At 58.3% G+C, this 24,489-nt stretch carries 21 protein-coding genes and 2 tRNA genes; 1 reads left to right on the top strand and 22 read right to left on the bottom strand.

The features are described 5' to 3' along the window. Window positions 1-129: 129 nt before the first annotated feature. The 16 genes from JFT58_RS25025 to rlmE form a co-directional block, all read right to left on the bottom strand. Window positions 130-750 carry a BON domain-containing protein gene (locus tag JFT58_RS25025; RefSeq protein ID WP_054898021.1) on the bottom strand — a complete coding sequence of 207 codons (621 nt, stop codon included), beginning with the start codon at window positions 748-750 and terminating at the stop codon, window positions 130-132. 294 nt (window positions 751-1,044) lie between these two features. After that, a complete protein-coding gene (gene pnp, locus JFT58_RS25020; RefSeq protein ID WP_003194180.1) occupies window positions 1,045-3,150 on the bottom strand; it encodes a polyribonucleotide nucleotidyltransferase in 2,106 nt (701 codons plus the stop codon). Between the two features lie 195 nt (window positions 3,151-3,345). Next, window positions 3,346-3,615: a 30S ribosomal protein S15 gene (rpsO, locus tag JFT58_RS25015; RefSeq protein ID WP_003177875.1), complete on the bottom strand. Its 270-nt coding sequence runs from the start codon at window positions 3,613-3,615 to the stop codon at window positions 3,346-3,348. A 115-nt stretch (window positions 3,616-3,730) separates the two neighbouring features. Next, entirely contained in the window at window positions 3,731-4,648 is a 918-nt protein-coding gene (gene truB, locus JFT58_RS25010; RefSeq protein WP_014719950.1) for a tRNA pseudouridine(55) synthase TruB, read from the bottom strand. Between the two features lie 3 nt (window positions 4,649-4,651). Continuing rightward, window positions 4,652-5,047 (bottom strand): 30S ribosome-binding factor RbfA, encoded by a 396-nt coding sequence (gene rbfA, locus JFT58_RS25005; protein ID WP_003176137.1) that lies wholly within the window; start codon window positions 5,045-5,047, stop codon window positions 4,652-4,654. 159 nt (window positions 5,048-5,206) lie between these two features. Next, window positions 5,207-7,723, bottom strand: a complete 2,517-nt coding sequence (gene infB / locus JFT58_RS25000; RefSeq protein WP_003194185.1) for a translation initiation factor IF-2 — start codon at window positions 7,721-7,723, stop codon at window positions 5,207-5,209. Window positions 7,724-7,750: 27 nt separating this feature from the next. Further along, window positions 7,751-9,232, bottom strand: a complete 1,482-nt coding sequence (nusA, locus tag JFT58_RS24995; protein ID WP_003194187.1) for a transcription termination factor NusA — start codon at window positions 9,230-9,232, stop codon at window positions 7,751-7,753. Window positions 9,233-9,279: 47 nt separating this feature from the next. Then, on the bottom strand, window positions 9,280-9,738 hold the full coding sequence (gene rimP, locus JFT58_RS24990) for a ribosome maturation factor RimP (RefSeq protein ID WP_032873230.1): 459 nt from the start codon (window positions 9,736-9,738) through the stop codon (window positions 9,280-9,282). Between the two features lie 140 nt (window positions 9,739-9,878). Continuing rightward, a tRNA-Met gene (locus tag JFT58_RS24985) sits at window positions 9,879-9,955 on the bottom strand. A gap of 96 nt (window positions 9,956-10,051) precedes the next feature. Further along, window positions 10,052-10,137: transfer RNA gene (locus tag JFT58_RS24980), tRNA-Leu, on the bottom strand. Window positions 10,138-10,159: 22 nt separating this feature from the next. Next, on the bottom strand, window positions 10,160-10,543 hold the full coding sequence (gene secG, locus JFT58_RS24975) for a preprotein translocase subunit SecG (protein ID WP_003194191.1): 384 nt from the start codon (window positions 10,541-10,543) through the stop codon (window positions 10,160-10,162). Window positions 10,544-10,547: 4 nt separating this feature from the next. Then, the gene (gene tpiA / locus JFT58_RS24970) at window positions 10,548-11,303 is read right to left on the bottom strand and encodes a triose-phosphate isomerase (protein ID WP_003194193.1); all 756 of its coding nucleotides are present in this window, start codon (window positions 11,301-11,303) and stop codon (window positions 10,548-10,550) included. Between the two features lie 66 nt (window positions 11,304-11,369). Continuing rightward, window positions 11,370-12,707 (bottom strand): phosphoglucosamine mutase, encoded by a 1,338-nt coding sequence (gene glmM / locus JFT58_RS24965; RefSeq protein WP_003194195.1) that lies wholly within the window; start codon window positions 12,705-12,707, stop codon window positions 11,370-11,372. Window positions 12,708-12,723: 16 nt separating this feature from the next. After that, on the bottom strand, window positions 12,724-13,575 hold the full coding sequence (folP, locus tag JFT58_RS24960; RefSeq protein ID WP_054898020.1) for a dihydropteroate synthase: 852 nt from the start codon (window positions 13,573-13,575) through the stop codon (window positions 12,724-12,726). An 8-nt stretch (window positions 13,576-13,583) separates the two neighbouring features. Continuing rightward, window positions 13,584-15,494 (bottom strand): ATP-dependent zinc metalloprotease FtsH, encoded by a 1,911-nt coding sequence (gene ftsH / locus JFT58_RS24955; protein WP_034127004.1) that lies wholly within the window; start codon window positions 15,492-15,494, stop codon window positions 13,584-13,586. A gap of 200 nt (window positions 15,495-15,694) precedes the next feature. Next, window positions 15,695-16,345 carry a 23S rRNA (uridine(2552)-2'-O)-methyltransferase RlmE gene (rlmE, locus tag JFT58_RS24950; RefSeq protein ID WP_014719954.1) on the bottom strand — a complete coding sequence of 217 codons (651 nt, stop codon included), beginning with the start codon at window positions 16,343-16,345 and terminating at the stop codon, window positions 15,695-15,697. Between the two features lie 107 nt (window positions 16,346-16,452). Here rlmE and JFT58_RS24945 point away from each other — a divergent pair, with 107 nt between their 5' ends. Continuing rightward, window positions 16,453-16,761, top strand: coding sequence for a YhbY family RNA-binding protein (locus JFT58_RS24945; RefSeq protein ID WP_003176146.1), 309 nt, complete (start codon window positions 16,453-16,455; stop codon window positions 16,759-16,761). Window positions 16,762-16,770: 9 nt separating this feature from the next. On the opposite strand, the gene JFT58_RS24940 is transcribed toward JFT58_RS24945, so the two are convergent. The 6 genes from JFT58_RS24940 to dnaJ all read right to left on the bottom strand — a co-directional run bounded on the left by JFT58_RS24940 (window position 16,771) and on the right by dnaJ (window position 24,347). After that, entirely contained in the window at window positions 16,771-17,175 is a 405-nt protein-coding gene (locus JFT58_RS24940; RefSeq protein ID WP_054898019.1) for a hypothetical protein, read from the bottom strand. Window positions 17,176-17,203: 28 nt separating this feature from the next. Beyond that, window positions 17,204-17,680 carry a transcription elongation factor GreA gene (gene greA, locus JFT58_RS24935; protein WP_032873232.1) on the bottom strand — a complete coding sequence of 159 codons (477 nt, stop codon included), beginning with the start codon at window positions 17,678-17,680 and terminating at the stop codon, window positions 17,204-17,206. A 2-nt stretch (window positions 17,681-17,682) separates the two neighbouring features. Continuing rightward, entirely contained in the window at window positions 17,683-20,904 is a 3,222-nt protein-coding gene (carB, locus tag JFT58_RS24930; protein WP_054898018.1) for a carbamoyl-phosphate synthase large subunit, read from the bottom strand. A 105-nt stretch (window positions 20,905-21,009) separates the two neighbouring features. Then, window positions 21,010-22,146: a glutamine-hydrolyzing carbamoyl-phosphate synthase small subunit gene (gene carA, locus JFT58_RS24925; protein ID WP_003194208.1), complete on the bottom strand. Its 1,137-nt coding sequence runs from the start codon at window positions 22,144-22,146 to the stop codon at window positions 21,010-21,012. Between the two features lie 259 nt (window positions 22,147-22,405). Next, entirely contained in the window at window positions 22,406-23,212 is an 807-nt protein-coding gene (gene dapB, locus JFT58_RS24920) for a 4-hydroxy-tetrahydrodipicolinate reductase (protein ID WP_054896113.1), read from the bottom strand. Window positions 23,213-23,222: 10 nt separating this feature from the next. Continuing rightward, window positions 23,223-24,347 (bottom strand): molecular chaperone DnaJ, encoded by a 1,125-nt coding sequence (gene dnaJ / locus JFT58_RS24915; RefSeq protein WP_054896114.1) that lies wholly within the window; start codon window positions 24,345-24,347, stop codon window positions 23,223-23,225. Window positions 24,348-24,489 lie beyond the last annotated feature (142 nt).

Raw genomic sequence — 24,489 nt, 5'->3', positions numbered from 1 at the left:
CCCGACACAAGTGCCGGGGCCTGTAATGACCACATCCGTGTGGCCGGTCGCATGAACTCCAGAGGTGCGTCAGGTGGATATCTAACTCACCCTAAGCCGCCGCTATTCAGTTCAAACGAAACGTCAGCGTTACTCTGCTTTCAGGCCGTCGGCCGATACAGCTTTAACGCCTTTGATTTTCTTGGTGATCGCTACAGCCGTTTCTTTCTGCGAAGCGGTCACAGCGGTAGGCGACGACAGGGATACAACACCTTTGTTGGTTTCAACCTTGATGTCGGTGCCAGGAATGCCTTTTTCAGTTACCAAGTCAGCCTTCACTTTGGTAGTGATCCAGGTATCGCTGGTGGTCTCTTTAGCGTCGTGGGCAGCGCCTTTGGTTTTGTCGATGCCGTCAGCTTTGGTAGCGCCGCCAGCCAGCAAGCCGTCAGCAGAAACAGCAGTCACACCTTTGATTTTCTTGGTGATCCCTACAGCCATTTCTTTCTGCGAATCCGAGATAGCTACGTCGGAGGACAGGGAAACCACACCTTTGTTGGTCTCAACCTTGATGTCCGAACCTGGAATGCCTTTTTCGGTCAGCAGGTCAGCTTTGACTTTAGTGGTGATCCAAGTATCCGAAACGCTTTCCTTAGCCTTGGTCGCTTCACCCGCCGCCAAAGTCATAGGGGCTTGGGAAGTCTGAGCAAAGGCTACGTTAGCACCCATGGCCAGGGTCAGAGCGGTAGCAGTAGCGAGAGCGAACTTCTTCATACGAGTAACTCCTGTTTTATTAAAAGTCTGCAGGCGTAAACCTTCATGCTGCAGCGCTACCAGGGATATTGCAGGCAGTGTGCCAACTCGCCGAACGGATTAAATTCATTAATAAACAACGAGTTATGAAATCTATGAATTTTCGAAATCGTGCAACTTGCATGAAGCCCGTCGTGCCTGCATGCAAGTTGCGGCTTTTGGGCGACGCTAAACAGCTGATTCTGCTTCATTTTCTCGCGCCCATAAAAAAAGGACTCCGAGGAGTCCTTTTTTCAGCGTGAAGCCTGCGGGTGATTAAACGCCCGAAGCCTTGGCTGCTGCTACGTCCTTGATGGACAGCTTGATACGGCCGCGGTTGTCCACGTCCAGTACCAGCACTTCCACTTCCTGGCCTTCTTTCAGAATGTCGGTCACTTTCTCAACACGAGCATCGCTCAGCATGGAGATGTGAACCAGACCGTCTTTGCCCGGGAGGATGTTGACGAACGCGCCGAAGTCGACGATGCGCTCAACCTTACCAACGTAGATCTTGCCGATCTCAGCCTCAGCGGTGATACCCAGGACGCGCTGGCGTGCTGCTTCAGCCGCTTCCTTGGTTTCGCCGAAGATCTTGATCGAACCGTCGTCTTCGATGTCGATCGAAGCCTTGGTCTCTTCACAGATCGCACGGATGGTCGCGCCGCCTTTACCGATGACATCACGGATTTTGTCGGTGTCGATTTTCATCGCGATCATGGTCGGAGCATTTTCCGACAGTTCGGTGCGGGACTGACCAATGATCTGGTTCATCTGGCCGAGGATGTTCAGGCGCGCTTCCAGGGCTTGGCCCAGGGCGATTTCCATGATCTCTTCGGTGATGCCTTTGATCTTGATGTCCATCTGCAGCGCGGTCACACCTTTGGCGGTACCGGCTACTTTGAAGTCCATGTCGCCCAGGTGGTCTTCGTCACCCAGGATGTCGGTCAGGATGGCGAACTTCTCGCCTTCTTTAACCAGGCCCATGGCGATACCGGCAACCGGCGCCTTCATTGGCACACCGGCGTCCATCAGAGCCAGGGAAGCACCGCAGACCGAAGCCATGGAGCTGGAACCGTTGGACTCGGTGATTTCCGATACGACACGGATGGTGTACGGGAACACGTCAGCGGCAGGCAGCATGGCCTGAACCGAACGACGAGCCAGACGGCCGTGACCGATTTCACGACGACCCGCGCCGCCCATACGACCACACTCGCCCACCGAGAACGGAGGGAAGTTGTAGTGCAGCATGAAGGGGTCTTTTTTCTCGCCTTCCAGGGTGTCCAGCAGTTGTGCGTCACGGGCAGTACCCAGGGTCGCAACGACCAGGGCCTGGGTTTCGCCACGGGTGAACAGCGCCGAACCGTGAGTCTTCGGCAGAACGCCGACTTCGATGTTCAGCGGACGCACGGTGCGGGTGTCGCGACCGTCGATACGTGGCTTGCCGTTAACGATGTTTTCGCGAACGGTGCGGTATTCGATCTCACCGAAAGCAGCTTTGACTTCGCTGGAAGAAGGCTGGCCTTCTTCACCGGACAGCTTGGCAACGACCTGGTCCTTCAGCTCACCCAGGCGAGCGTAGCGGTCGGCCTTGACGGTGATGGTGTAGGCGTCGGAGATGGCAGCGCCGAACTCGGAGCGGATAGCGCCCAGCAGTTCGGTGGCTTCCGGGGCAGCAGCCCAGGTCCAGGTCGGCTTGGCAGCTTCGGCAGCCAATTCTTTAACCGCGTTGATCACAACCTGGAACTCGTCGTGAGCAAACAGTACGGCACCCAGCATCTGGTCTTCGGTCAGCTCTTTGGCTTCCGATTCAACCATCAATACGGCTTCGGACGTACCGGCAACGACCATGTCCAGGCTCGAGGCTTTCTGTTGCTCGTAAGTCGGGTTCAGCAGGTAGCCGGTGCTTTCGTGGAACGCAACGCGGGCAGCGCCGATCGGGCCATCGAAAGGAATACCGGAGATGGCCAGGGCAGCCGAGGTACCGATCATCGCAGCGATGTCCGGATCGGTCTTCTTGCTGGTGGAAACGACGGTGCAGACAACCTGCACTTCGTTCATGAAGCCTTCTGGGAACAGCGGACGGATCGGACGGTCGATCAGTCGGGAAGTCAGGGTTTCTTTCTCGGAAGGACGGCCTTCGCGCTTGAAGAAACCGCCAGGGATCTTACCGGCAGCGTAAGTCTTTTCCTGGTAGTGAACGGACAGAGGGAAGAAGCCCTTGCTCGGGTCAGCGGTCTTGGCGCCAACAACGGTCACCAGTACGGTCACGTCGTCGTCAACGGTAACCAGCACTGCGCCGGAGGCTTGACGGGCGATACGGCCTGTCTCGAGGGTAACGGTCGACTGACCGAACTGGAATTTTTTGATAACCGGGTTCACGGTGTCCTACCTTCTTTGTGGCTCTTGGGGGAACTTGTCTTCTTGCGAAATTCTTGGGCAATGCCGGGAATCGGCCCGACGCTCGTCCAGGGTAAAACGTGTATCCAGATAAAACTTGAGGCTGGGAGCCTACCACGGGCCACCGGGAATCCCGATGACACGCGGCAGACAACCAACCTCTAGCGCAATCGCTTATTAGCGACGCAGACCCAGGCGACCGATCAGAGTCTGATAACGACCCAGATCCTTGCCTTTCAGGTAGTCCAGCAGCTTACGGCGCTGGTTTACCATGCGGATCAGACCACGACGGGAGTGGTGGTCTTTACCGTTGGCCTTGAAGTGACCTTGCAGTTTGTTGATGTTGTGGGTCAGCAGTGCAACTTGCACTTCTGGCGAACCAGTGTCACCAACAGCTTGCTGATAGTCAGCTACGATTTGTGCTTTTTCTTGAACGTCGAGAGCCATGAGGCAATCCTTTTTTCAGGAAACCACCCAAAGGGCAGTTTCAACAGGCCAGGGACAAATCCCTGTATCTAAAAATGAGTGTTGACCATGCCTGTTAACAGCCACACTCGTTCGGTCATTCTGACCGAATCAGCCGACGCGGCGCGATGCGCCCGTCTTCGCTCACTTCACCGATACCGATAAAGCGACCGTTATGATCCTGTACTCGCACCATGCCGAACTTCGGGGCATCCGGGGCGCGTACCGGCTGGCCGTTGAGCCAGTAGAACGCGCTGTGCTCCGAGAAGTGCAGCAGCGGCCAATCGAGCAAACCGCTGTCCGATGGCATGAGGAAGCGATCAACCGCTTCATTGCCGCCCTCGGCGTGTACCGCTTCCAACTCTTCCAGCGTGACCGTCTGGGCCAGACTGAAAGGCCCGGCCTGGGTGCGTCGCAGTTCTGCAACGTACGCGCCGCAACCGAGCTTTTCACCAATATCTTCCACCAGAGTACGGATATAGGTGCCTTTGCTGCAGTCCACGGCCAAACGGGCAGTGTCGCCTTCACAAGCGAGCAATTCCAAGCGCGCAATAGTAACAGAACGCGGTTCGCGCTCCACTACTTCGCCCGCACGTGCCAGCTTGTAAAGTGGCTGGCCATCGCGCTTGAGTGCCGAGTACATCGGCGGTATCTGACTGATTTGCCCACGAAAAGCGGGTAAGGCAGCTTCGATATCCGCACGACCAACGGTCACGTCGCGAACCTGCAAAACATCACCTTCGGCATCCGCCGTGGTGGTGGTCTTGCCCAGTTGCATCAGGGTTTCGTAACCCTTGTCGGAATCAAGCAGGTATTGCGAAAACTTGGTGGCCTCGCCAAAGCACAACGGCAATACACCGGTGGCCAATGGATCAAGGCTGCCGGTATGCCCGGCCTTCTCGGCGTTGAGCAGCCAGCGAACCTTCTGCAACGCGGCATTGGAGGTAAAGCCAATGGGTTTGTCGAGCAGAATGATGCCACTGACGTTGCGACGAATACGTTTGACCTGAGCCACCGCTTACTCCTTGGCGTCTTCAGGTGTGGACGGATGCTGGCTGTCTTCAGCCACGGCGCGCTCGATCAGGGCCGACAGGTGCGCGCCACGCACGACGCTTTCGTCGTAGTGGAAGTGCAACTGTGGAACGCTGCGCAGCTTCATTTCACGGGCCAACTGCATACGCAGGAAACCTGCGGCGGAGTTGAGCACCTTGATGCTTTGCGCGATTTCTTCGCTGTTGTCCTGCCCCATTACGGTGATGAAGATCTTGGCGTGACCCACGTCACGGCTCACTTCAACAGCGGTAATGGTGACCAGGCCAACGCGTGGGTCTTTGACTTCGCGGCGGATCAGTTGGGCCAGCTCACGCTGCATCTGATCGCCGATACGCTGGGTACGGCTGTATTCTTTTGCCATGTCTTGTTACCTGTTACTGCCACACGGTGAAACCCGTGGGGTCTGAAAGCGGCAAACGCCCGGCCTGACAAAAGCCAGACCGGGCGTTGCGTTTAGAGTCCTGACACTGTGCGGGGCATCTGCATGCCCACACGCTGCGCGGCTCCTGAAGTGCGCGAGTTAGAGGCTGCGAGCAACCTGAACCTTCTCGAAGACTTCGATCTTGTCGCCAACCTTGACGTCGTTGTAGCTCTTGACGCCGATACCGCATTCCATGCCGGCACGTACTTCGGCAGCGTCATCCTTGAAGCGGCGCAGGGATTCCAGCTCGCCTTCGAAGATAACGATGTCTTCACGCAGTACACGGATTGGACGGTTACGGTACACAGTGCCTTCAACCACCATGCAGCCGGCGATCGCACCGAATTTCGGCGAGCGGAACACGTCACGCACCTCGGCGATACCCAGGATGTTCTCCCGGACGTCGCTGCCAAGCATACCGGTAAGGGCTTTCTTGACGTCTTCGATGATGTCGTAGATGACGTTGTAGTAACGCATGTCCAGGCCTTCCTGCTCGACGATCTTGCGAGCGCCAGCATCGGCACGCACGTTGAAGCCGAACAGTACAGCGTTGGAAGCCAGTGCCAGGTTGGCGTCGGATTCGGTGATACCACCGACACCGCCACCGACAACGCGCACTTGCACTTCGTCGTTACCCAGGCCGTTCAAGGCGCCGTTCAACGCTTCGAGGGAACCACGAACGTCAGACTTGAGGACGATGTTAAGCGTCTTCTTCTCTTCCTGGCCCATGTTCTCGAAGATGTTTTCCAGCTTGCCGGCGTGAGCACGGGCCAGCTTGACCTCGCGGAACTTGCCTTGACGGAACAGAGCCACTTCACGGGCTTTCTTCTCATCAGCCACTACGCTCATCTCGTCGCCAGCGTCCGGCGTACCGTCCAGGCCGAGAATCTCGACTGGGATAGCAGGACCTGCTTCCTTGATTGGCTTGCCGTTCTCGTCGAGCATGGCACGTACACGGCCGTAGTTCGAACCGACCAGTACCATGTCGCCTTGGCGCAGGGTACCGTCTTGGACCAGCACGGTGGCAACCGGGCCACGGCCCTTGTCGAGACGGGACTCAACCACGACGCCACGGCCAGGAGCCGATGGAGTAGCGGTCAGTTCCAGGACTTCGGCTTGCAACAGGACCGCTTCGAGCAGTTCGTCAACGCCGGTACCCATTTTCGCCGAGACCGATACGAATGGCGTCTCGCCACCCCATTCCTCGGACGTCACGCCGTGAACCGACAGTTCGCTACGGATGCGATCGAGATCGGCGCCCGGCTTGTCGATTTTGTTCACGGCAACGACCAGAGGAACACCGGCAGCCTTGGCGTGCTGGACAGCTTCAATGGTCTGCGGCATTACGCCGTCGTCCGCTGCAACCACCAGGATCACGATGTCGGTCGCCTTGGCACCACGGGCACGCATTGCGGTAAACGCGGCGTGACCTGGGGTGTCGAGGAAGGTGACCATGCCGCGCTCGGTTTCAACGTGGTATGCACCGATGTGCTGGGTAATACCACCGGCTTCGCCCGCAGCAACCTTGGCACGACGGATGTAGTCGAGCAGGGAAGTCTTACCGTGGTCAACGTGGCCCATTACGGTCACAACCGGTGCACGGGAAACTGCCTCGCCTTCAAACTTCAGGGACTCGGCCAGGGAATCTTCCAGGGCGGTGTCGCTGACCAAGGTCACTTTGTGGCCCAGCTCTTCAGCAACCAACTGGGCAGTTTCCTGGTCCAGTACCTGGTTGATGGTGGCTGGAGTGCCCAGCTTGAACATGAACTTGATGATTTCAGCAGCCTTGACCGACATTTGCTGGGCCAGATCGCCCACAGTGATGGTCTCGCCGATCTTCACTTCACGCACGACAGGGCCGGTTGGGCTCTGGAAACCGTGGGCGTTGCGCTTCTTCAGCTTGGCCTTGCCGCGACCACCACGACGGAAGCCATCGCTTTCTTCGTCGGTGGTACGTGGGGCAACGCGTGGCGCAGGCGCTTTCTCTTTGACCGAGGCGCGGTGCGGAGCGTTTTTACGCTCGCCATCGCCACCACCACCGCGACGATTGTTGTCGTCAGCACGTGGTTTGTCCGGACGACGAGGCTCGTCGCGCTTGCGGGCGTCTGCTGCAGGAGCAGGTGCGGCGGCAGCCGGGGCAGCCTCACGCACAGCTTCAACAGGGGCGGCGACCGCGTCAGTGGCAGCAGGTTGCGCAGCAGCAGGCTGGCGACGCGCTTCTTCTTCGGCGCGACGCTTGGCTTCTTCTTCAGCCTTCTGACGTGCAGCATTTTCTACTGCGCGACGTTCTTCCAGCTCGCGTTTGCGCTCGGCTTCGATTTCTTCCGGGCTGCGCTGTACGAAGACTTTCTTCTTGCGTACTTCAACGCTGATGCTCTTGCTACCTGCAACCCGCAGGGTGCTGGTGGTTTTGCGCTGCAATGTAATCTTGCGCGGTTCTTCCACTTTCGCCTTGTGGCTGCTCTTCAAGTGAGTCAGCAAAGACTGCTTCTCACTATCGCTCACACCTTCATCGGCGGCGGTGTGCGGCAGACCTGCCTCACGCATCTGCTGCAACAGGCGCTCTACCGGTGTTTTGACCTCATCGGCCAGTTGTTTCACCGTGACTTGCGTCATGCACTTCTCTCCTCAGGCCGCGCCTAATTACTCGAACCAATGGGCTCGGGCGGCCATGATCAACTTGCCGGCACGATCTTCGTCAATGCCGTCGATGTCGAGCAGATCGTCAATAGACTGCTCGGCCAGGTCTTCGCGGGTAATTACGCCGCGCACCGCCAGTTCCATCGCCAAATCCTTGTCCATACCCTCAAGCGAGAGCAGGTCTTCGGCCGGATGGGCGTCTGCCAGCTTTTCCTCAGTAGCGATGGCTTTAGTCAACAAACGATCCTTGGCCCGAGCGCGGAGCTCGTTGACGATATCCTCGTCAAAGCCGTCGATGTTGAGCATTTCTTCCAACGGTACGTAGGCAATCTCTTCCAGGCTGGTGAAGCCTTCATCTACCAGCACCTGTGCCAGTTCTTCATCGACTTCCAACTCTTCGATGAAGTTGCGCAGGATGTCACCGGTTTCAGCTTGCTGCTTAGCCTGGATGTCCGATTCGGTCATCACGTTCAGGGTCCAGCCGGTCAGTTGGCTGGCCAGACGCACGTTCTGACCACCACGACCAATGGCCTGAGCCAGATTGTCTGCGCCAACGGCGATGTCCATTGCATGGGCATCTTCGTCAACGATAATTGCCGCCACTTCAGCTGGCGACATGGCGTTGATCACGAACTGCGCCGGGTTATCGTCCCACAGGACGATGTCCACACGCTCACCGCCCAATTCGCCCGACACTGCCTGGACGCGCGAACCGCGCATCCCGATGCAAGCGCCTTGCGGGTCGATGCGTTTGTCCTTGGAGCGGACCGCGATCTTGGCACGCGAACCCGGGTCACGGGACGCAGCCATCACTTCGATCAGGCCTTCGGCGATTTCCGGCACTTCGATACGGAACAGCTCAATCAGCATTTCCGGCGCGGTACGCGACAGGATCAACTGCGGGCCGCGGTTCTCGGTGCGGATTTCCTTGAGCAGCGCACGCAGACGCACGCCGACACGGAAGGTTTCGCGAGAGATGATGTCTTCGCGGGCCAGCAACGCTTCGGCGTTGTTGCCCAGGTCAACGATCACATTATCGCGGGTAACTTTTTTCACGGTGCCAGAGATGATTTCACCCAGGCGTTCGCGATAGGCGTCAACGACTTGAGCGCGCTCGGCTTCGCGAACCTTCTGCACGATGACCTGCTTGGCGGTCTGTGCAGCAATACGGCCGAATTCGATCGACTCGATCTTTTCTTCGACAACATCGCCAACCTGAGCGCCCGGATGCGTTTGCGCAACCTTGCTTGGCCAGGTTTCGATGGCCGGATCATCAAGATCGTCCTCTTCGACCACCGTCCAGCGACGGAAAGTCTCATAGGCACCGGTGTGGCGGTTGATTTCCACACGCAGATCTACTTCGTCTTCAAAACGTTTCTTGGTAGCAGTGGCCAGGGCCAGCTCCAACGCTTCAAAAATCACGCTTGCCGGTACACCCTTTTCATTGGATACCGACTCAACAACCAGCAGTACTTCTTTGCTCATCGTACGCCTCGCCTTTCGCAAGCCATTGGATCCGCGGGATCCGCGTCTCAGTCAAAACTGGGAATAATGTTGGCCTTGTCGATCATATCGATCGGCAACAGGAACTCGTGGTCTTCTACCTGCACCACGACATCCTGCTCTTCTACACCGCGCAGAAGGCCCTGAAAGTTGCGTCGCCCTTCAAAGGGGGAGCGCAGCTTGATCTTCACTTGTTCACCGGCATATTTAGCAAACTGCTCGATAGTGAACAGTGGGCGTTCCATGCCTGGCGAGGAAACTTCAAGGGTGTATTCAACGGAGATTGGATCTTCAACATCCAGCACACCGCTGATCTGACGGCTGACAATGGCACAATCGTCCACCAGCACGCCGCCCTCTTTATCGATATAAACGCGCAACATTGAGTGGCGACCTTGAGCCGAAAACTCAATACCCCAGCATTCATAGCCTAGGGCCACGACCACCGGGGCCAACAAGGCCTGCAACTCTTCTAGCTTGCTCGACACCTGAACCCCCTCGTGCATGTATGTGCATGCTGTGCAAAATAAAAAAATGGGCGAAACGCCCATCCTTGAAACGCCGTCGAACAGCGGCGTTGAAAGTGTCCAGCTAACAAAAAGCCCCTTAAAAGGGGCTCCGCTAAAACTGGTTGCGGGGGCCGGATTTGAACCGACGACCTTCGGGTTATGAGCCCGACGAGCTACCAGACTGCTCCACCCCGCGACAAAGCTGGGGCGGAAGTATACGACCGATCCCTTACAGGGTCAATGTAACCTTCCACCTACAAGAAAGCCCGCAACAGCGGGCTCTCCTGATAATTGGTACCGAGAAGGGGACTCGAACCCCTACACCCTATGGGCACAACCACCTCAAGGTTGCGTGTCTACCAATTCCACCACCTCGGCAATACAGCGCTTACAACCCTTCCTACTTCTGCTCTTGAGCTGGAGGTACGTCAGTCGCTGGAGTAGCCGACTTTTGCTCTTGAAGCACCGGGACATCATCAGAAGCCGGTTTTGCTTTTGGAACTTCCAACACCGCTGGGTTTGGCAAACCTACTTGAGTCAGCACATGAGCTTTCTCTTTAGCAAAGTAACCTAACCCTAAGCTGGTTATGAAGAAACCTGCGGCAAGTATAGCAGTAAACTTACTAAGAAAGGTAGAGGAACCTTGGCTTCCGAACACAGTATTTGAAGCACCTGCACCGAAAGACGCACCAGCATCCGCACCTTTACCCTGTTGCAACAAAACCAGAGCAACTACGCTCAGGGCAGCCAACAGATGAAAAACGACTACGACTGTTTCCAGCATTTTTTCAGTTTCCCGCGGCGCGACAGATCGCACCGAACTCATCTGCATTCAGGGAAGCTCCACCAATGAGCCCCCCATCGATATCCGGCATGCCGAACAGTTCGACCGCATTGGCCGCCTTCACGCTGCCGCCGTATAGAAGCCGCACACCTTGTGCGACTTCAGAATTCTCTGCCGCCAACTGCGCGCGGATGGCTGCGTGCACATCCTGCGCCTGTTGCGGTGTAGCAGTCAGCCCGGTGCCAATGGCCCAGACCGGCTCGTAAGCAATAACTGCCTTTGCAAATGCACCAACACCCAGCTCCTCGATGATGCTGCCCAGCTGACGCGAGACAACTTCAAGAGTCTTGCCCGATTCGCGCTGCTCAAGGGTCTCCCCTATGCACAACACCGGAATCAAGCCACAAGCCTGTGCTGCGGCGAACTTGCGGTTGAGCGTCCCATCCCGCTCGCCCATCATCTGGCGACGCTCGGAGTGCCCGACAAGCACATAGGAACAACCCGCATCAACCAGCTGACTCGGCGAAATCTCGCCGGTCAACGCACCTTGCATCGGCTCTACCGCAGAGTTCTGCGCGCCGACCTGAATCGACTTGCCCTTCAAGCCATCAACCACTTGGTTGATATGCAAGCAAGGCGGGAACACCGCGACGTCAACACCGCTAGGCAAGGCCAAGTGACGAAGGCCGTTGATCAGCTCAGCGACACTGGCGCGGGTACCGTGCATCTTCCAGTTACCAGCTACCATAGTGCGACGCATGCTGTACCCCGTCGGTCAAAGTGGGCGCAGATGTTACCCAACCACATCATCACTGGCAAGCCGAATTCAGGCGCAAACTTCAGTTACCAGTTTTGCCAGGTCTTCGGCATGGCCGCGAACCTGTGTTTCGTCCTCGCCTTCGACCATCACACGCACCAGCGGCTCTGTGCCGGACTTGCGCAGCAACACACGCCCGCGCCCCGCCATTGCCTGGGTCACGCGCTCGCAAGCCTCTTTGACAGCAGGGTGCTCGATGGGGTTTTCGCCACCGGCAAAACGCACATTGAGCAGCACTTGCGGGCACTTGCGCAGGGCTTGACGCGCCTGGGCCAGGCTCTCCTCGCGGCGACGCAGGGCCAACAGCACCTGTAGCGCGGCGATGATCGCGTCACCCGTGGTGGTGTGCTGGAAGCAGACCACGTGCCCGGAGTTCTCGCCGCCGACCAACCAGTTACGCTCCAGCAGCTCGGCGATCACGTAGCGGTCACCGACATTGGCGCGAATAAAGGGAATCCCCAGTTCTGCCAACGCCAATTCCAGCCCGAGATTACTCATCAGGGTGCCGACCACGCCACCTTGCAGCTTGTTACGCTCATGCAGGTCACGGGCAATGATGAACAACAGGTCATCACCATCCACGATCGTGCCAGTGTGATCCACCATCAGCACGCGGTCGCCATCGCCATCAAAAGCGATGCCCAGGTCCGCATGCTCAGCCAGCACAGCAGCCTGCAGCTGCTCCATGTGGGTGGAACCGCAGTTGTCGTTGATGTTCAAGCCGTTGGGCTGAGCCGACAGCACGGTGACCTGTGCGCCCAACTCCTTGAAGACGCTCGGCGCCACCTTGTAGGTCGCCCCATGGGCGCAATCGACAACAATCTTCAAGCCTGCAAAATTGGTGCTGCTCGGGACGCTGCTTTTACAGAATTCGATATAGCGGCCTGACGCGTCGTTAATGCGCGACACCTTGCCCAGCTTGCTGGACTCGACCACCGTCATCGGCGCGTCCAGCAGCTCCTCGATCATCAACTCGATCTCGTCAGGCAGCTTGGTGCCTTGCCCCGAGAAAAACTTGATGCCATTGTCATCATGAGGATTGTGGGAGGCGCTGATCACAATACCGGCTTCAGCGTGGAAGGTACGCGTCAGGTAAGCGATTGCCGGCGTGGGCATAGGCCCCAACAGCATCACATCGGCCCCGGCGGCGGACAACCCGGCCTCCAGCGCAGACTCAAACATGTAGCCCGAAATACGGGTGTCCTTGCCCACCAGGATGCGACACGCGCCCATGCTGCGGAACGCCATGCCTGCCGCCCAACCCAGCTTGAGCATGAAATCAGGAGTGATCGGAAATTCGCCGACCCGACCACGAATGCCGTCGGTGCCAAAATATTTTTTAGTCATAAGTGCTCCATCATTCTTATTCAGCTGATTCTACAGCAGCGAGCATGCGCACCACATCGACCGTTTCGGCGACATCATGCACACGCAAAATACGTGCGCCCTTGGTCACGGCAAGCGCCGCAAGCGCCAAGCCGCCATACAGGCGTTCGCCGACCGGGCGATTCAGGGCGAGCCCTATCATGCTCTTGCGCGAAACACCGACCAACAGCGGGCGACCAAGGGCGTGCAGCGCTTCCATGTGTTTGAACAGGCTTAGATTGTGCTGCAGGGTCTTGGCAAAGCCAAACCCCGGATCGAGGATGATCTGCTCCGGCGCAATACCCACAGCCACACATTGGGCAATCCTCTCAGCAAGAAACCCACTCACCTCGCCGACCAGATCGTCGTAGTGCGGATTGTCCTGCATGTTGCCGGGCTCACCCAGCATATGCATCAGACAGACGGGCAGGCCCGTTGCGGCGGCCGCATCAAGGGCTCCATCACGCTGCAGCGAACGCACATCGTTGATCAACCCAGCCCCCAGCCGCGCGGTTTCGCGCATCACTGCCGGGGTGGAGGTGTCTACCGAGATGATGACATCCAGCTCACGGGCAATACGTTCGACCACGGGCGCCACCCGCTCTAGCTCCTCCAAAGGAGAAACAACGCGGGCGCCGGGGCGGGTCGATTCCCCACCCACATCAATCAGGGTCGCACCGGCAGCCACCATAGCCTCCGCATGACGCAACGCGGCATCCAACTGGCTGAAGCGGCCACCATCGGAAAAGGAGTCAGGGGTTACATTGAGGATGCCCATGACATGCGTCCGGGCCAAATCAAGAACCCGGTTGCCGCAAGGCAACCGGGTAGAGGACAAAGCAGAAGTCATTTCAAACCTTAGTGATCAGCTGCCGGGCCGCCGATAGGCGTTTCAGGGCGCTCATTCTGCACCACAGGCGGAGTGCCCGAAGTACCCGAACCACCTTCCCAGTCGCGCGGCTCACGCGGCGTACGGCCCGACATGATGTCGTCGATCTGGTCGGCATCGATGGTTTCGTACTTCATCAACGCATCAGCCATGGCGTCCAGCTTGTCACGGTTGTCAGTCAGGATCTGCTTGGCCGTGCCGTAGCACTGGTCAATGATGCTGCGAACCTCGGAGTCGATCAGCTTGGCTGTCTCACCCGAGAAGCTGGCGCTTTGCCCACCGCCGCCACGGCCGAGGAACACTTCGCCTTCTTCTTCGGCGTACATCAATGGGCCGAGTTTTTCCGACAAGCCCCACTTGGTCACCATGTTTCGTGCGATCTGGCTGGCACGCATGATGTCATTGGAGGCACCAGTGGTCACACCGTCGAAGCCAAGGGTCATTTCTTCAGCAATACGGCCACCATACAGCGAGCAGATCTGGCTGATCAGCGCACGCTTGGAGAGGCTGTAACGATCCTCTTCCGGCAGGAACATGGTCACGCCCAGTGCCCGACCACGGGGAATGATCGACACTTTGTAGACGGGGTCATGCTCTGGCACAACGCGACCTACAATGGCGTGGCCGGCCTCGTGATAAGCGGTGTTCTGCTTCTCTTTCTCGGACATGACCATGGATTTGCGCTCGGCGCCCATCATGATCTTGTCTTTCGCCAATTCGAACTCTTTCATCTCAACGATGCGCTTGCCAGTACGGGCAGCGAACAGCGACGCCTCGTTGACCAGGTTTGCCAGGTCAGCACCGGAGAAGCCGGGAGTACCACGGGCGATCACAGCCGGAGCCACGTCGTCACCCATCGGCACCTTGCGCATGTGTACTTTCAGGATCTGCTCACGGCCACGGATGTCCGGCAGGCCGACCACAACCTGGCGGTCGAAACGGCCCGGACGCAGCAACGCAGGGTCCAGCACGTCCGGACGGTTGGTTGCGGCGATGACGATAATGCCGTCATTCATCTCGAAACCATCCATCTCTACCAGCAACTGGTTGAGGGTCTGCTCACGCTCATCGTGACCGCCACCCATGCCAGCGCCACGATGGCGACCAACGGCATCGATTTCGTCGATAAAGATGATGCATGGCGCGTGCTTCTTGGCCTGCTCGAACATATCGCGAACGCGGCTGGCGCCGACGCCGACAAACATCTCGACGAAGTCAGAACCGGAAATCGTGAAGAAAGGCACCTTGGCTTCGCCGGCAATCGCCTTGGCCAGCAAGGTTTTACCGGTACCCGGCGGGCCCACCATCAGCACACCGCGAGGAATACGGCCACCCAGGCGCTGGAACTTGCCCGGATCACGCAGGAACTCGACCAACTCGCCGACTTCTTCCTTGGCTTCGTCGCAACCTGCAACGTCAGCCAGGGTGGTCTTCACCTGATCTTCGGAGAGCAGGCGCGCCTTGCTCTTGCCGAAGCTCATCGGCCCGCCCTTGCCTCCCGCACCACCTTGCATCTGGCGCATGAAGAACATGAACACGGCGATAATCACCAGGATCGGGAAGCTGGCCACCAGGAGCTGGGTCCAGATGCTTTGCTGTTCAGGCTGCTTGCCTTCCACAATGACCTTGTTATCCACCAGGTCACCGATGAGACCGTTGTCCTGAATGGCAGGACGAATGGTCTTGAAGCTGTCGCCATCGTTGCGCTTACCGGTAATCACGTAGCCATCAACCGCTACGCGCTCGACCTTGCCATCCTTAACTTGCTGGATGAAGTCGGAATAGTTGAGGGTCTGCGGCTCGTTAGGGCTGGAGAAGTTGTTCATCACCGTCACCAGGACAGCCGCGATGATCAACCACAGGATCAGATTCTTTGCCATATCGTTCAATTAACTACCCTCTGAAGCAAGCTCCGCTACTGGCGCGCGCTTCGCATGATATTCACCGGCCTAACTTACTACATTACCTACAACTCTGGCAGGCGCCGTCTGTAACCCTTTGTGAAACTTTGACTACACAATATTCGTAAAGCTTCGTGACGAAAGCGATATAAAAAAACCTATCGCCCCCCTCGAATTTCTCAAAAACGCTCTTCACTTGCCGCGCCTTCGACACCGCGGAAGCCACGGCACAGCAGATACTGCTCCCTGGACCGGTCACGGGATGAGTCCGGCTTGCGTGTCTGTACCTTGTCGAACAACTTGCGAATGTTCTTGTGGTACTCGTCGAAACCTTCGCCCTGGAACACCTTCACCAGGAAATCGCCACCCGGACGCAACACCCGACCCGCCAGATCCAGCGCCAGTTCACACAGGAACATGGCACGCGGCATATCAACAGCCGGTAATCCACTCATATTGGGGGCCATGTCGGAAATCACAAGGTCTACCTGCGAATTTCCCACAGCCTCCAGGATCTCGGCCAATACTTTGTCCTCGGTAAAATCGCCGTGAACAAAGGTCACGTCCGGGATGCTATCCATCTCGAGGATGTCCGAAGCGATCAATCGGCCTTGCCCACCAATCAGACGACTGGTCACCTGGGACCAGCCACCGGGGGCCGCGCCGAGATCAATAACGCTCATGCCTGGACGAATCAATTTGTCCTTGTCCTGGATCTCCAGCAGCTTGTAGCTGGCCCGGGAACGGTAGCCGTCCTTTTGCGCCTTTTTGACGTAAGGATCATTGAAATGTTCTTGTAGCCACTTAAGGCTGGTTTTGGAACGGGCCACGGGCCACCTCGAAAAAATAAAACGGGTCGTGATTAACTGGGCGGTCCCGGACTCGCTCGGGTAAACTGGCCGCCGCTTTTTACAAGATCAGACGCAGGGGTCAGATTATGCCGCTCACTCAAGAGCAGAAGAAACAGTACAAATCCATTGGCCACCATCTGAAACCAGTTCTGATTGTGGCAGACAACGGTTTGACTGAGGGTGTGCTAGCCGAATTCGAGCGCGCACTGAACGATCACGAACTGATCAAGATCAAGGTCAACATCCTTGATCGCGAAGCGCGCCTGGCTGCCGTTGCAGAACTGTGCAAGGTCGGCAAAGCGGACCTGGTTCAGGTCATCGGCAAGATGGCGCTGCTGTATCGCAAGAACTTCAGCGTCAACAAGCAACTGTCGAACGTTCATCGCTTCAAATGATGAAAAGGGTCAAGGGCGTGCTTCGCGCGCCCCGCCACTCCATCCCGGCGCAGGCTGCGCAACCAGCACCAAGCCAGAGAACCCTAGCACAAGATAGCTGAACAACTGCCAGCGCAACGCTTGCGGCAGCCACACATGCACCATACAAAACATTGCGCATGCATACAGCGCCATCAACAGCAGTTGGCCGCGAATATCCCGCCACAAACTCTTCAAGCCTTCGGCCGTGATCAGCACCAACGCCTGAAGCATCACGCACGCCGCCGCAAAACCCACCAGCAACGCACTCAGCAATCCGTCGATCTCATCGATCAGCAGCGGCGCCAGGCCAATCAGGCCCAACGCCGGCAACACGCCAATATGTAACAGCCATAGGCCACCCACCCAAAGCATCTGAGAGAGCTGCCAAAGCATGGCGCCCGCACGCAGCGGGCGCCGCCTTTCAGATGTGACGAACTTCGACAATCTCGTACTCAATGACACCGCTCGGCGTTTTCACGGCAACCACGTCGCCTTCTTCCTTGGCAATCAAGGCGCGAGCAATCGGTGAGCCGACAGAGATCTTGCCTTGCTTGAAGTCAGCCTCATCCTCACCCACGATCTGGTAGGTCACGCTTTCGTCGGTCTCGACGTTGGCGATTTCCACGGTCGTGCCGAAAATCACCTTGCCGGTATGCGGAATGGTGGTGACATCGATGATCACCGCATTCTGCATACGGCCTTCGATGTCACGAATCCGCGCCTCGACCATACCCTGCTGCTCGCGAGCAGCGTGGTATTCGGCGTTTTCCTTCAAGTCACCCAGTTCGCGGGCCGTACCGATGTCCTGGCTCAGCTTTGGACGTACGACCTTGGTCAGATGGGCGTGCTCCTCTTCCAGGGCGCGCGCGCCCTGAACGGTCATCGGGTATTTGGTTATGCTCATGCCTTCAATCCTGCGTGTAGATCCTGCAAGCGACGCACGGTCTTTTCCGGACCGAACTTCAGCGCTTCACAGATAGCTTCGCCAGCAGCAATGGTAGTGGTGCAGTAAATCTTGTGCTGCAAGGCATTACGACGAATGGAATAGGAGTCCGCGATCGACTGGCGACCTTCGGTGGTGTTGATGATCAGGGTGACTTCGTCATTCTTGATCATGTCGACCACATGCGGACGGCCTTCCGTCACCTTGTTCACGCGACGTACTTTCAGGCCGGCAGCTTCGATCAGCTTGGCGGTCCCGGCGGTAGCCACGACTTCAAAACCCAAGTTGATCAGATCGCGGGCGACCCCTGCAACCAGTGGCTTGTCGTCATCACGTACGCTGATAAACGCAGTACCGCCGGTCGGCAGCACTTCGCTGGCACCCATCTGGGCCTTGGCGAACGCTTCACCGAAGGTATCGCCCACGCCCATCACTTCACCGGTGGACTTCATCTCTGGGCCTAGGATCGGGTCCACCCCAGGGAATTTGGCGAACGGGAACACCGCCTCTTTCACACTGTAGAAGTTCGGAATGATTTCCTTGGTAAAGCCGATTTCCTTCAGGGTCTTACCGGCCATCACACGCGCAGCGATCATGGCAAGGGACACACCGATGCACTTGGACACGAACGGTACGGTACGCGAGGCACGCGGGTTGACTTCGATGACGTAGATGTCTTCGCCTTGCAGCGCCAACTGTACGTTCATCAGGCCGACCACACCCAGTTCCAGGGCCATTTTCTTGACCTGTTCGCGCATCTCGTCCTGAATGTGCGCCGGCAGCGAGTACGGCGGCAGCGAGCACGCGGAGTCACCGGAGTGAACGCCGGCTTGTTCGATGTGCTGCATGATGGCGCCGATCACGACGTCAGTACCGTCGCAAACCGCGTCCACGTCCATTTCGATGGCGCAGTTGAGGAAGTGGTCCAGCAGCACCGGGCTGTCGTTGGAGACTTTCACCGCATCACGCAGGTAGCGCTTGAGTTCTTCTTCTTCGTAGACGATTTCCATCGCCCGGCCGCCCAGTACGTAGGACGGACGCACCACCAGCGGGTAGCCGATCTTGCTGGCCGCACGGATGGCTTCGTCTTCGCTGCGCACGGTGGCGTTCGGCGGCTGACGCAGGTTCAGGCGCTCAACCATCTGCTGGAAGCGCTCACGGTCTTCGGCACGGTCGATAGCGTCCGGGCTGGTACCGATGATCGGTACGCCGGCAGCTTCCAGGGCACGCGCCAGTTTCAACGGGGTCTGGCCGCCGTACTGGACGATCACGCCTTTAGGCTTCTCGACGCGGCAGATTTCCAATACATCTTCCAGCGTTACCGGCTCGAAGTACAAGCGGTCGGAAGTGTCGTAGTCAGTGGAAACCGTTTCAGGGTTGCAGTTGACCATAATGGTCTCGTACCCGTCTTCGCGCAGGGCGAGGGCGGCGTGTACGCAGCAGTAGTCGAACTCGATACCTTGGCCGATACGGTTCGGACCGCCACCCAGGATGATGATCTTGTCGCGGCCTGTCGGCGCGGCTTCGCACTCTTCCTCGTAGGTGGAGTACATGTAGGCCGTGTCGGTGGCGAACTCTGCGGCGCAGGTATCAACGCGCTTGTAGACCGGGAAGATATCCAGCTTGTGGCGATGAGTACGCAGGTTCTTCTCGGTCACACCCAGCAGCTTGGCCAGACGCTGGTCGGAGAAACCTTTGCGCTTGAGGCGGAACATCAGGTCGCGGTCGATAGACGACAGACCCAGCGTCTTGACCTTCTCTTCTTCCTTGATCAGATCTTCGATCTGCACCAGGAACCACGGGTCGATCATGTTCATGCCGAAGATATCTTCGACGCTCAGGCCGGCACGGAAGGCGTCAGCCACGTACCAGATACGCTCGGCGCCCGGCACGGTCAGCTCGCGCTTGAGGATGCTCATGCTTTCCGGGCTGCTCAGGTCGAGCTTCTCGTCCAGGCCGCAAACACCAACTTCCAGGCCGCGCAGGGCTTTCTGCAAGGATTCCTGGAAGGTGCGGCCGATCGCCATGACTTCACCAACAGACTTCATCTGGGTGGTCAGGCGCGCATCAGCCTTGGCGAATTTCTCGAAGGCAAAGCGCGGCAGCTTGGTCACGACGTAGTCGATAGACGGCTCGAAAGACGCCGGCATAGCGCCGCCGGTGATTTCGTTTTGCAGCTCGTCCAGGGTGTAGCCGATAGCCAGCTTGGCGGCGATACGCGCAATCGGGAAGCCCGTCGCTTTCGAGGCCAGGGCCGAAGAACGCGATACACGTGGGTTCATCTCGATCACGACCATGCGGCCGGTGTCCGGGCAGATGCCGAACTGAACGTTGGAACCGCCGGTTTCAACGCCGATCTCGCGCAGTACCGCCAGGGAGGCGTTACGCAGGATCTGGTATTCCTTGTCGGTCAGGGTCTGTGCCGGAGCCACGGTGATCGAGTCACCGGTGTGCACGCCCATCGGGTCGAAGTTTTCGATGGAGCAGACGATGATGCAGTTGTCCTTCTTATCGCGGACCACCTCCATCTCGTATTCTTTCCAGCCGATCAGCGACTCGTCGATCAGCAGCTCTTTGGTCGGCGACAGATCCAGGCCACGGGCGCAGATTTCTTCGAACTCTTCACGGTTGTAAGCGATACCGCCGCCGGTGCCGCCCATGGTGAACGACGGACGGATGATGCATGGGAAGCCCAGGGTCTCGAGGACCGCGTTGGCCTCTTCCATGCTGTGGGCGATACCGGAACGCGGGCACGCCAGGCCGATGGACTTCATGGCCTTGTCGAAACGCGAACGGTCTTCAGCCTTGTCGATGGTGTCGGCATTGGCGCCGATCATCTCTACGCCGAACTTTTCCAGGACGCCTTCGCGCTCCAGGTCCAAGGCGCAGTTCAGAGCGGTCTGGCCACCCATGGTTGGCAGCAGCGCGTCCGGACGCTCTTTTTCGATGATCTTGGCAACGGTCTGCCACTTGATCGGCTCGATGTAGGTGGCGTCGGCCATGGCCGGGTCGGTCATGATGGTGGCCGGGTTGGAGTTCACCAGGATGACGCGGTAGCCCTCCTCGCGCAGGGCTTTACAGGCCTGGGCGCCGGAGTAGTCGAATTCGCAGGCCTGGCCGATCACGATCGGGCCAGCGCCGAGAATCAGGATGCTTTTTATGTCTGTACGTTTTGGCATGGGTTTGTCACTCAAATCCGCAGGTCAGTCGGCAAGCCGTCTTGAACAATCTTTGAAGAGCCTGCGGGGGCCACCGCAATCCGGGGCCGCCCGCAGGCCACTCAGTCAGCGTCGCTTGGCCATCTCATTGATGAAACGGTCGAACAGCGGCGCTACGTCGTTCGGGCCCGGGCTGGCTTCAGGGTGGCCCTGGAAGCTGAACGCGCTCTTGTCGGTGCGCTCGATGCCTTGCAGGGAACCGTCGAACAGCGACTTGTGAATGGCGCGCACATTGCTCGGCAGGGAGGCTTCATCCACCGCAAAACCGTGGTTCTGGCTGGTGATCATCACAACGCCAGTGTCCAGGTCTTGTACCGGGTGGTTGGCGCCGTGGTGGCCGTGGCCCATTTTCAGGGTCTTGGCGCCGGAGGCCAAAGCCAGCAACTGGTGGCCAAGGCAGATGCCGAACACCGGAATCTCGGTCTCCAGCACGTCCTTGATGGCCTGGATAGCGTAGTCGCATGGCTCAGGGTCACCCGGGCCGTTGGACAGGAACACACCGTCCGGCTGCATCGCGAGCACATCGCTGGCAGGGGTTTGCGCGGGCACCACGGTCACACGGCAACCGCGCTCGACCAGCATGCGCAGGATGTTGTACTTGACGCCGTAGTCATAGGCGACCACGTGGTAAGGCAGATCGGCAGCCTCGATAGTCGCGTGGCTGTCGGTCTTCAGATCCCACACAGTGGAACGCCACTCGTACTTCTCTTTGACGCTGACGACTTTCGCCAGGTCCATGCCCTTCAGGCCAGGGAAACCTTGCGCCGCGGCAATCGCCGCCTCTTCGGAGATATTGTCACCGACCATGATGCAGCCGTTCTGCGAGCCTTTTTCACGCAGGATGCGCGTGAGGCGGCGCGTATCGATACCGGCGATCGCCACAACGTTGTTGGCTTTCAGGTAATCGGACAGCGACATCGTGTTACGCCAGTTGCTCGCAACCAGTGGCAGGTCACGAATCACCAGGCCCGCCGACCAGACACGATCAGACTCGACATCTTCCGGCGTAGTGCCGGTGTTGCCGATGTGCGGATAGGTCAGGGTAACGATCTGTTGGGCGTAGGAAGGATCGGTAAGGATTTCCTGATAGCCGGTCATGGCAGTGTTAAACACCACCTCTCCAACGGTCTGACCGTCGGCTCCAATGGCTTCGCCGCGAAAAATGCTGCCATCAGCAAGGGCGAGTATGGCTGGCTTAGTCAAGAAGACCTCCCGTAAATAAAGCCTGAAAGGGCGATCGCAGGTTGTAAAAAAGCGGAGTGACGTATGGACACGTCACCCCGCTTCTTCACTGAATTATTCTGCGCGCTTTTAGTGGACACACTAAAGCTGTAGCTTACAGAAAAAGGCTTTTTTGGTCCACCGCTAATGAGCCTTAAAGGCAGGGGAATGCGACAGGACGTCGCCTAGCGGGTAAAAACGGGGCCACAGGATAATCCTGAGCCCCCGTTTTAGCTACTGCTTAGTGCAGGTCCAGCACGTCACGCATGTCGTACAGGCCCGGCTCGCGGCCGTCCAACCAAAGCGCAGCACGCACCGCGCCCTTGGCGAAAGTCATGCGGCTGGAGGCTTTGTGCGTGATCTCCAGGCGCTCGCCTTCGGTGGCGAACAGCACGGTGTGATCGCCAACCACATCACCACCGCGCACGGTTGCAAAACCGATGGTGTCGCGTGCGCGCTCACCGGTGTGGCCTTCACGCCCGTATACCGCCACTTTCGACAAGTCGCGGCCCAGCGCATCGGCAATAGCTTCACCCATGCGCAACGCAGTGCCCGACGGAGCGTCGATCTTGTGACGGTGATGAGTCTCGATAATCTCGATATCAGCCTCGTCACCTAGCACGCGCGCCGCCAGGTCCAACAACTTCAGCGACAGGTTCACGCCCACACTGAAGTTGGCGGCGAAGACGATCGGAATATCCTTGCCCGCCTCCACTAGCAACTGTTTCTGCTCGGCACTCAAACCGGTGGTACCAATCACCATGGCCTTGCCCGCCCTACGGCAGAAGGCCAGATTTTTCAGCATCACTTCCGGCAAGGTGAAGTCGATCAGCACGTCGAATTCGTCCGCCACCTGCTCAAGGTTGCCAGACAACGAAACACCGATGCGACCCAACGAGGCCAACTCACCTGCGTCCGCGCCGATCAACGTACTGCCTGGGCGAACAATCGCCGCCGTCAGCCCGGAGGCCGGCGAGCGTTGCTGCACCGCCTCGACCAGCGTCTTGCCCATGCGCCCGGCAGCGCCCATTACGGCTATACGTCGCATATTCAGATCCTTACAGGTCGCCGAAGAAGCGTTTTACACCGTCGAAGAAGCCCGTAGTCTTCGGCGAGTGCGAGTCATCGCCTTCCAGCGAGCTGCGGAACTCTTCCAGCAGTTCACGCTGACGACGATTCAGGTTCACCGGAGTTTCCACCGCCACACGGCACATCAGGTCGCCAGCACCGCCACCGCGCACGGGCGCAACGCCCTTGCCACGAATGCGGAACTGCTTGCCGGTCTGAGTCCCCTCGGGAATCTTGAGCTTGACCCGACCATCCAGCGTCGGAATCTCCAGCTCGCCACCCAGGGCCGCATCAACAAAGCTGATCGGCACTTCGCAGAACAAGTGCTTGCCGTCACGCTGGAAGATCGAGTGCTCGCGCACATTGATCACCACGTACAGGTCGCCCGTGGGGCCACCCTGGGCGCCCGCCTCGCCTTCGCCCGACAGGCGAATACGATCACCGGTATCCACACCCGCCGGTACTTTCACCGACAGCGTCTTGTACTCTTCGACGCGGCCTTCGCCGTGGCAGGAATCGCACGGATCGGAAATGATCTTGCCCTGGCCATGGCAACGCGGGCAGGTTTGCTGCACCGAGAAGAAGCCCTGCTGCATGCGCACCTGCCCGATACCGCCGCAGGTCGGGCAAGTGATCGGCGAGGAGCCTTTCTTCGCACCCGAGCCGTCGCACGGCTTGCAGTTGACCAGCGTCGGCACACGGATATTGACACTGGTGCCGCGCACGGCTTCTTCCAGGTTCAGCTCCAGGGTGTAACGCAAGTCACTGCCGCGCTGAGGGCCACCACGCTGGCCGCCCCGGCCGCCGCCGAAGAAGTCGCTGAATACGTCGCCGAAAATATCGGAGAAGTTCTGGCCACCAAAACCGGCACCGCCGCCACCCATGCTCGGGTCGACGCCAGCATGGCCATACTGGTCGTAAGCCGCACGCTTATTGGGATCACACAGGCATTCGTAGGCCTCGTTGGCCTCTTTGAACATCTCTTCGGATTCTTTGTTATCCGGATTACGGTCCGGGTGGTGTTTCATCGCCAGGCGACGGTAGGCCTTCTTCAGGTCCGCCTCGCTGGCGCCACGCTCCACACCCAATACTTCGTAATAGTCACGCTTTGCCATAAGTCTTTGCACTCTTAAGGACGTTCGACCTGGCCCTCCTGAACCCTGCCAAACTCGTTGAGCCCCAATACAGGCCCGGACCCAACTCACGTCAATTCAACGATCCTGGTCATTACTGCTTTTAGCCAGGGAGCCGGCCAAA

It is taken from the genome of Pseudomonas sp. MF6767 (assembly GCF_016405475.1).
Classification (GTDB): Bacteria; Pseudomonadota; Gammaproteobacteria; order Pseudomonadales; family Pseudomonadaceae; genus Aquipseudomonas; species Aquipseudomonas paracarnis.
This window is presented reverse-complemented; position numbering and strand designations above follow the sequence as displayed.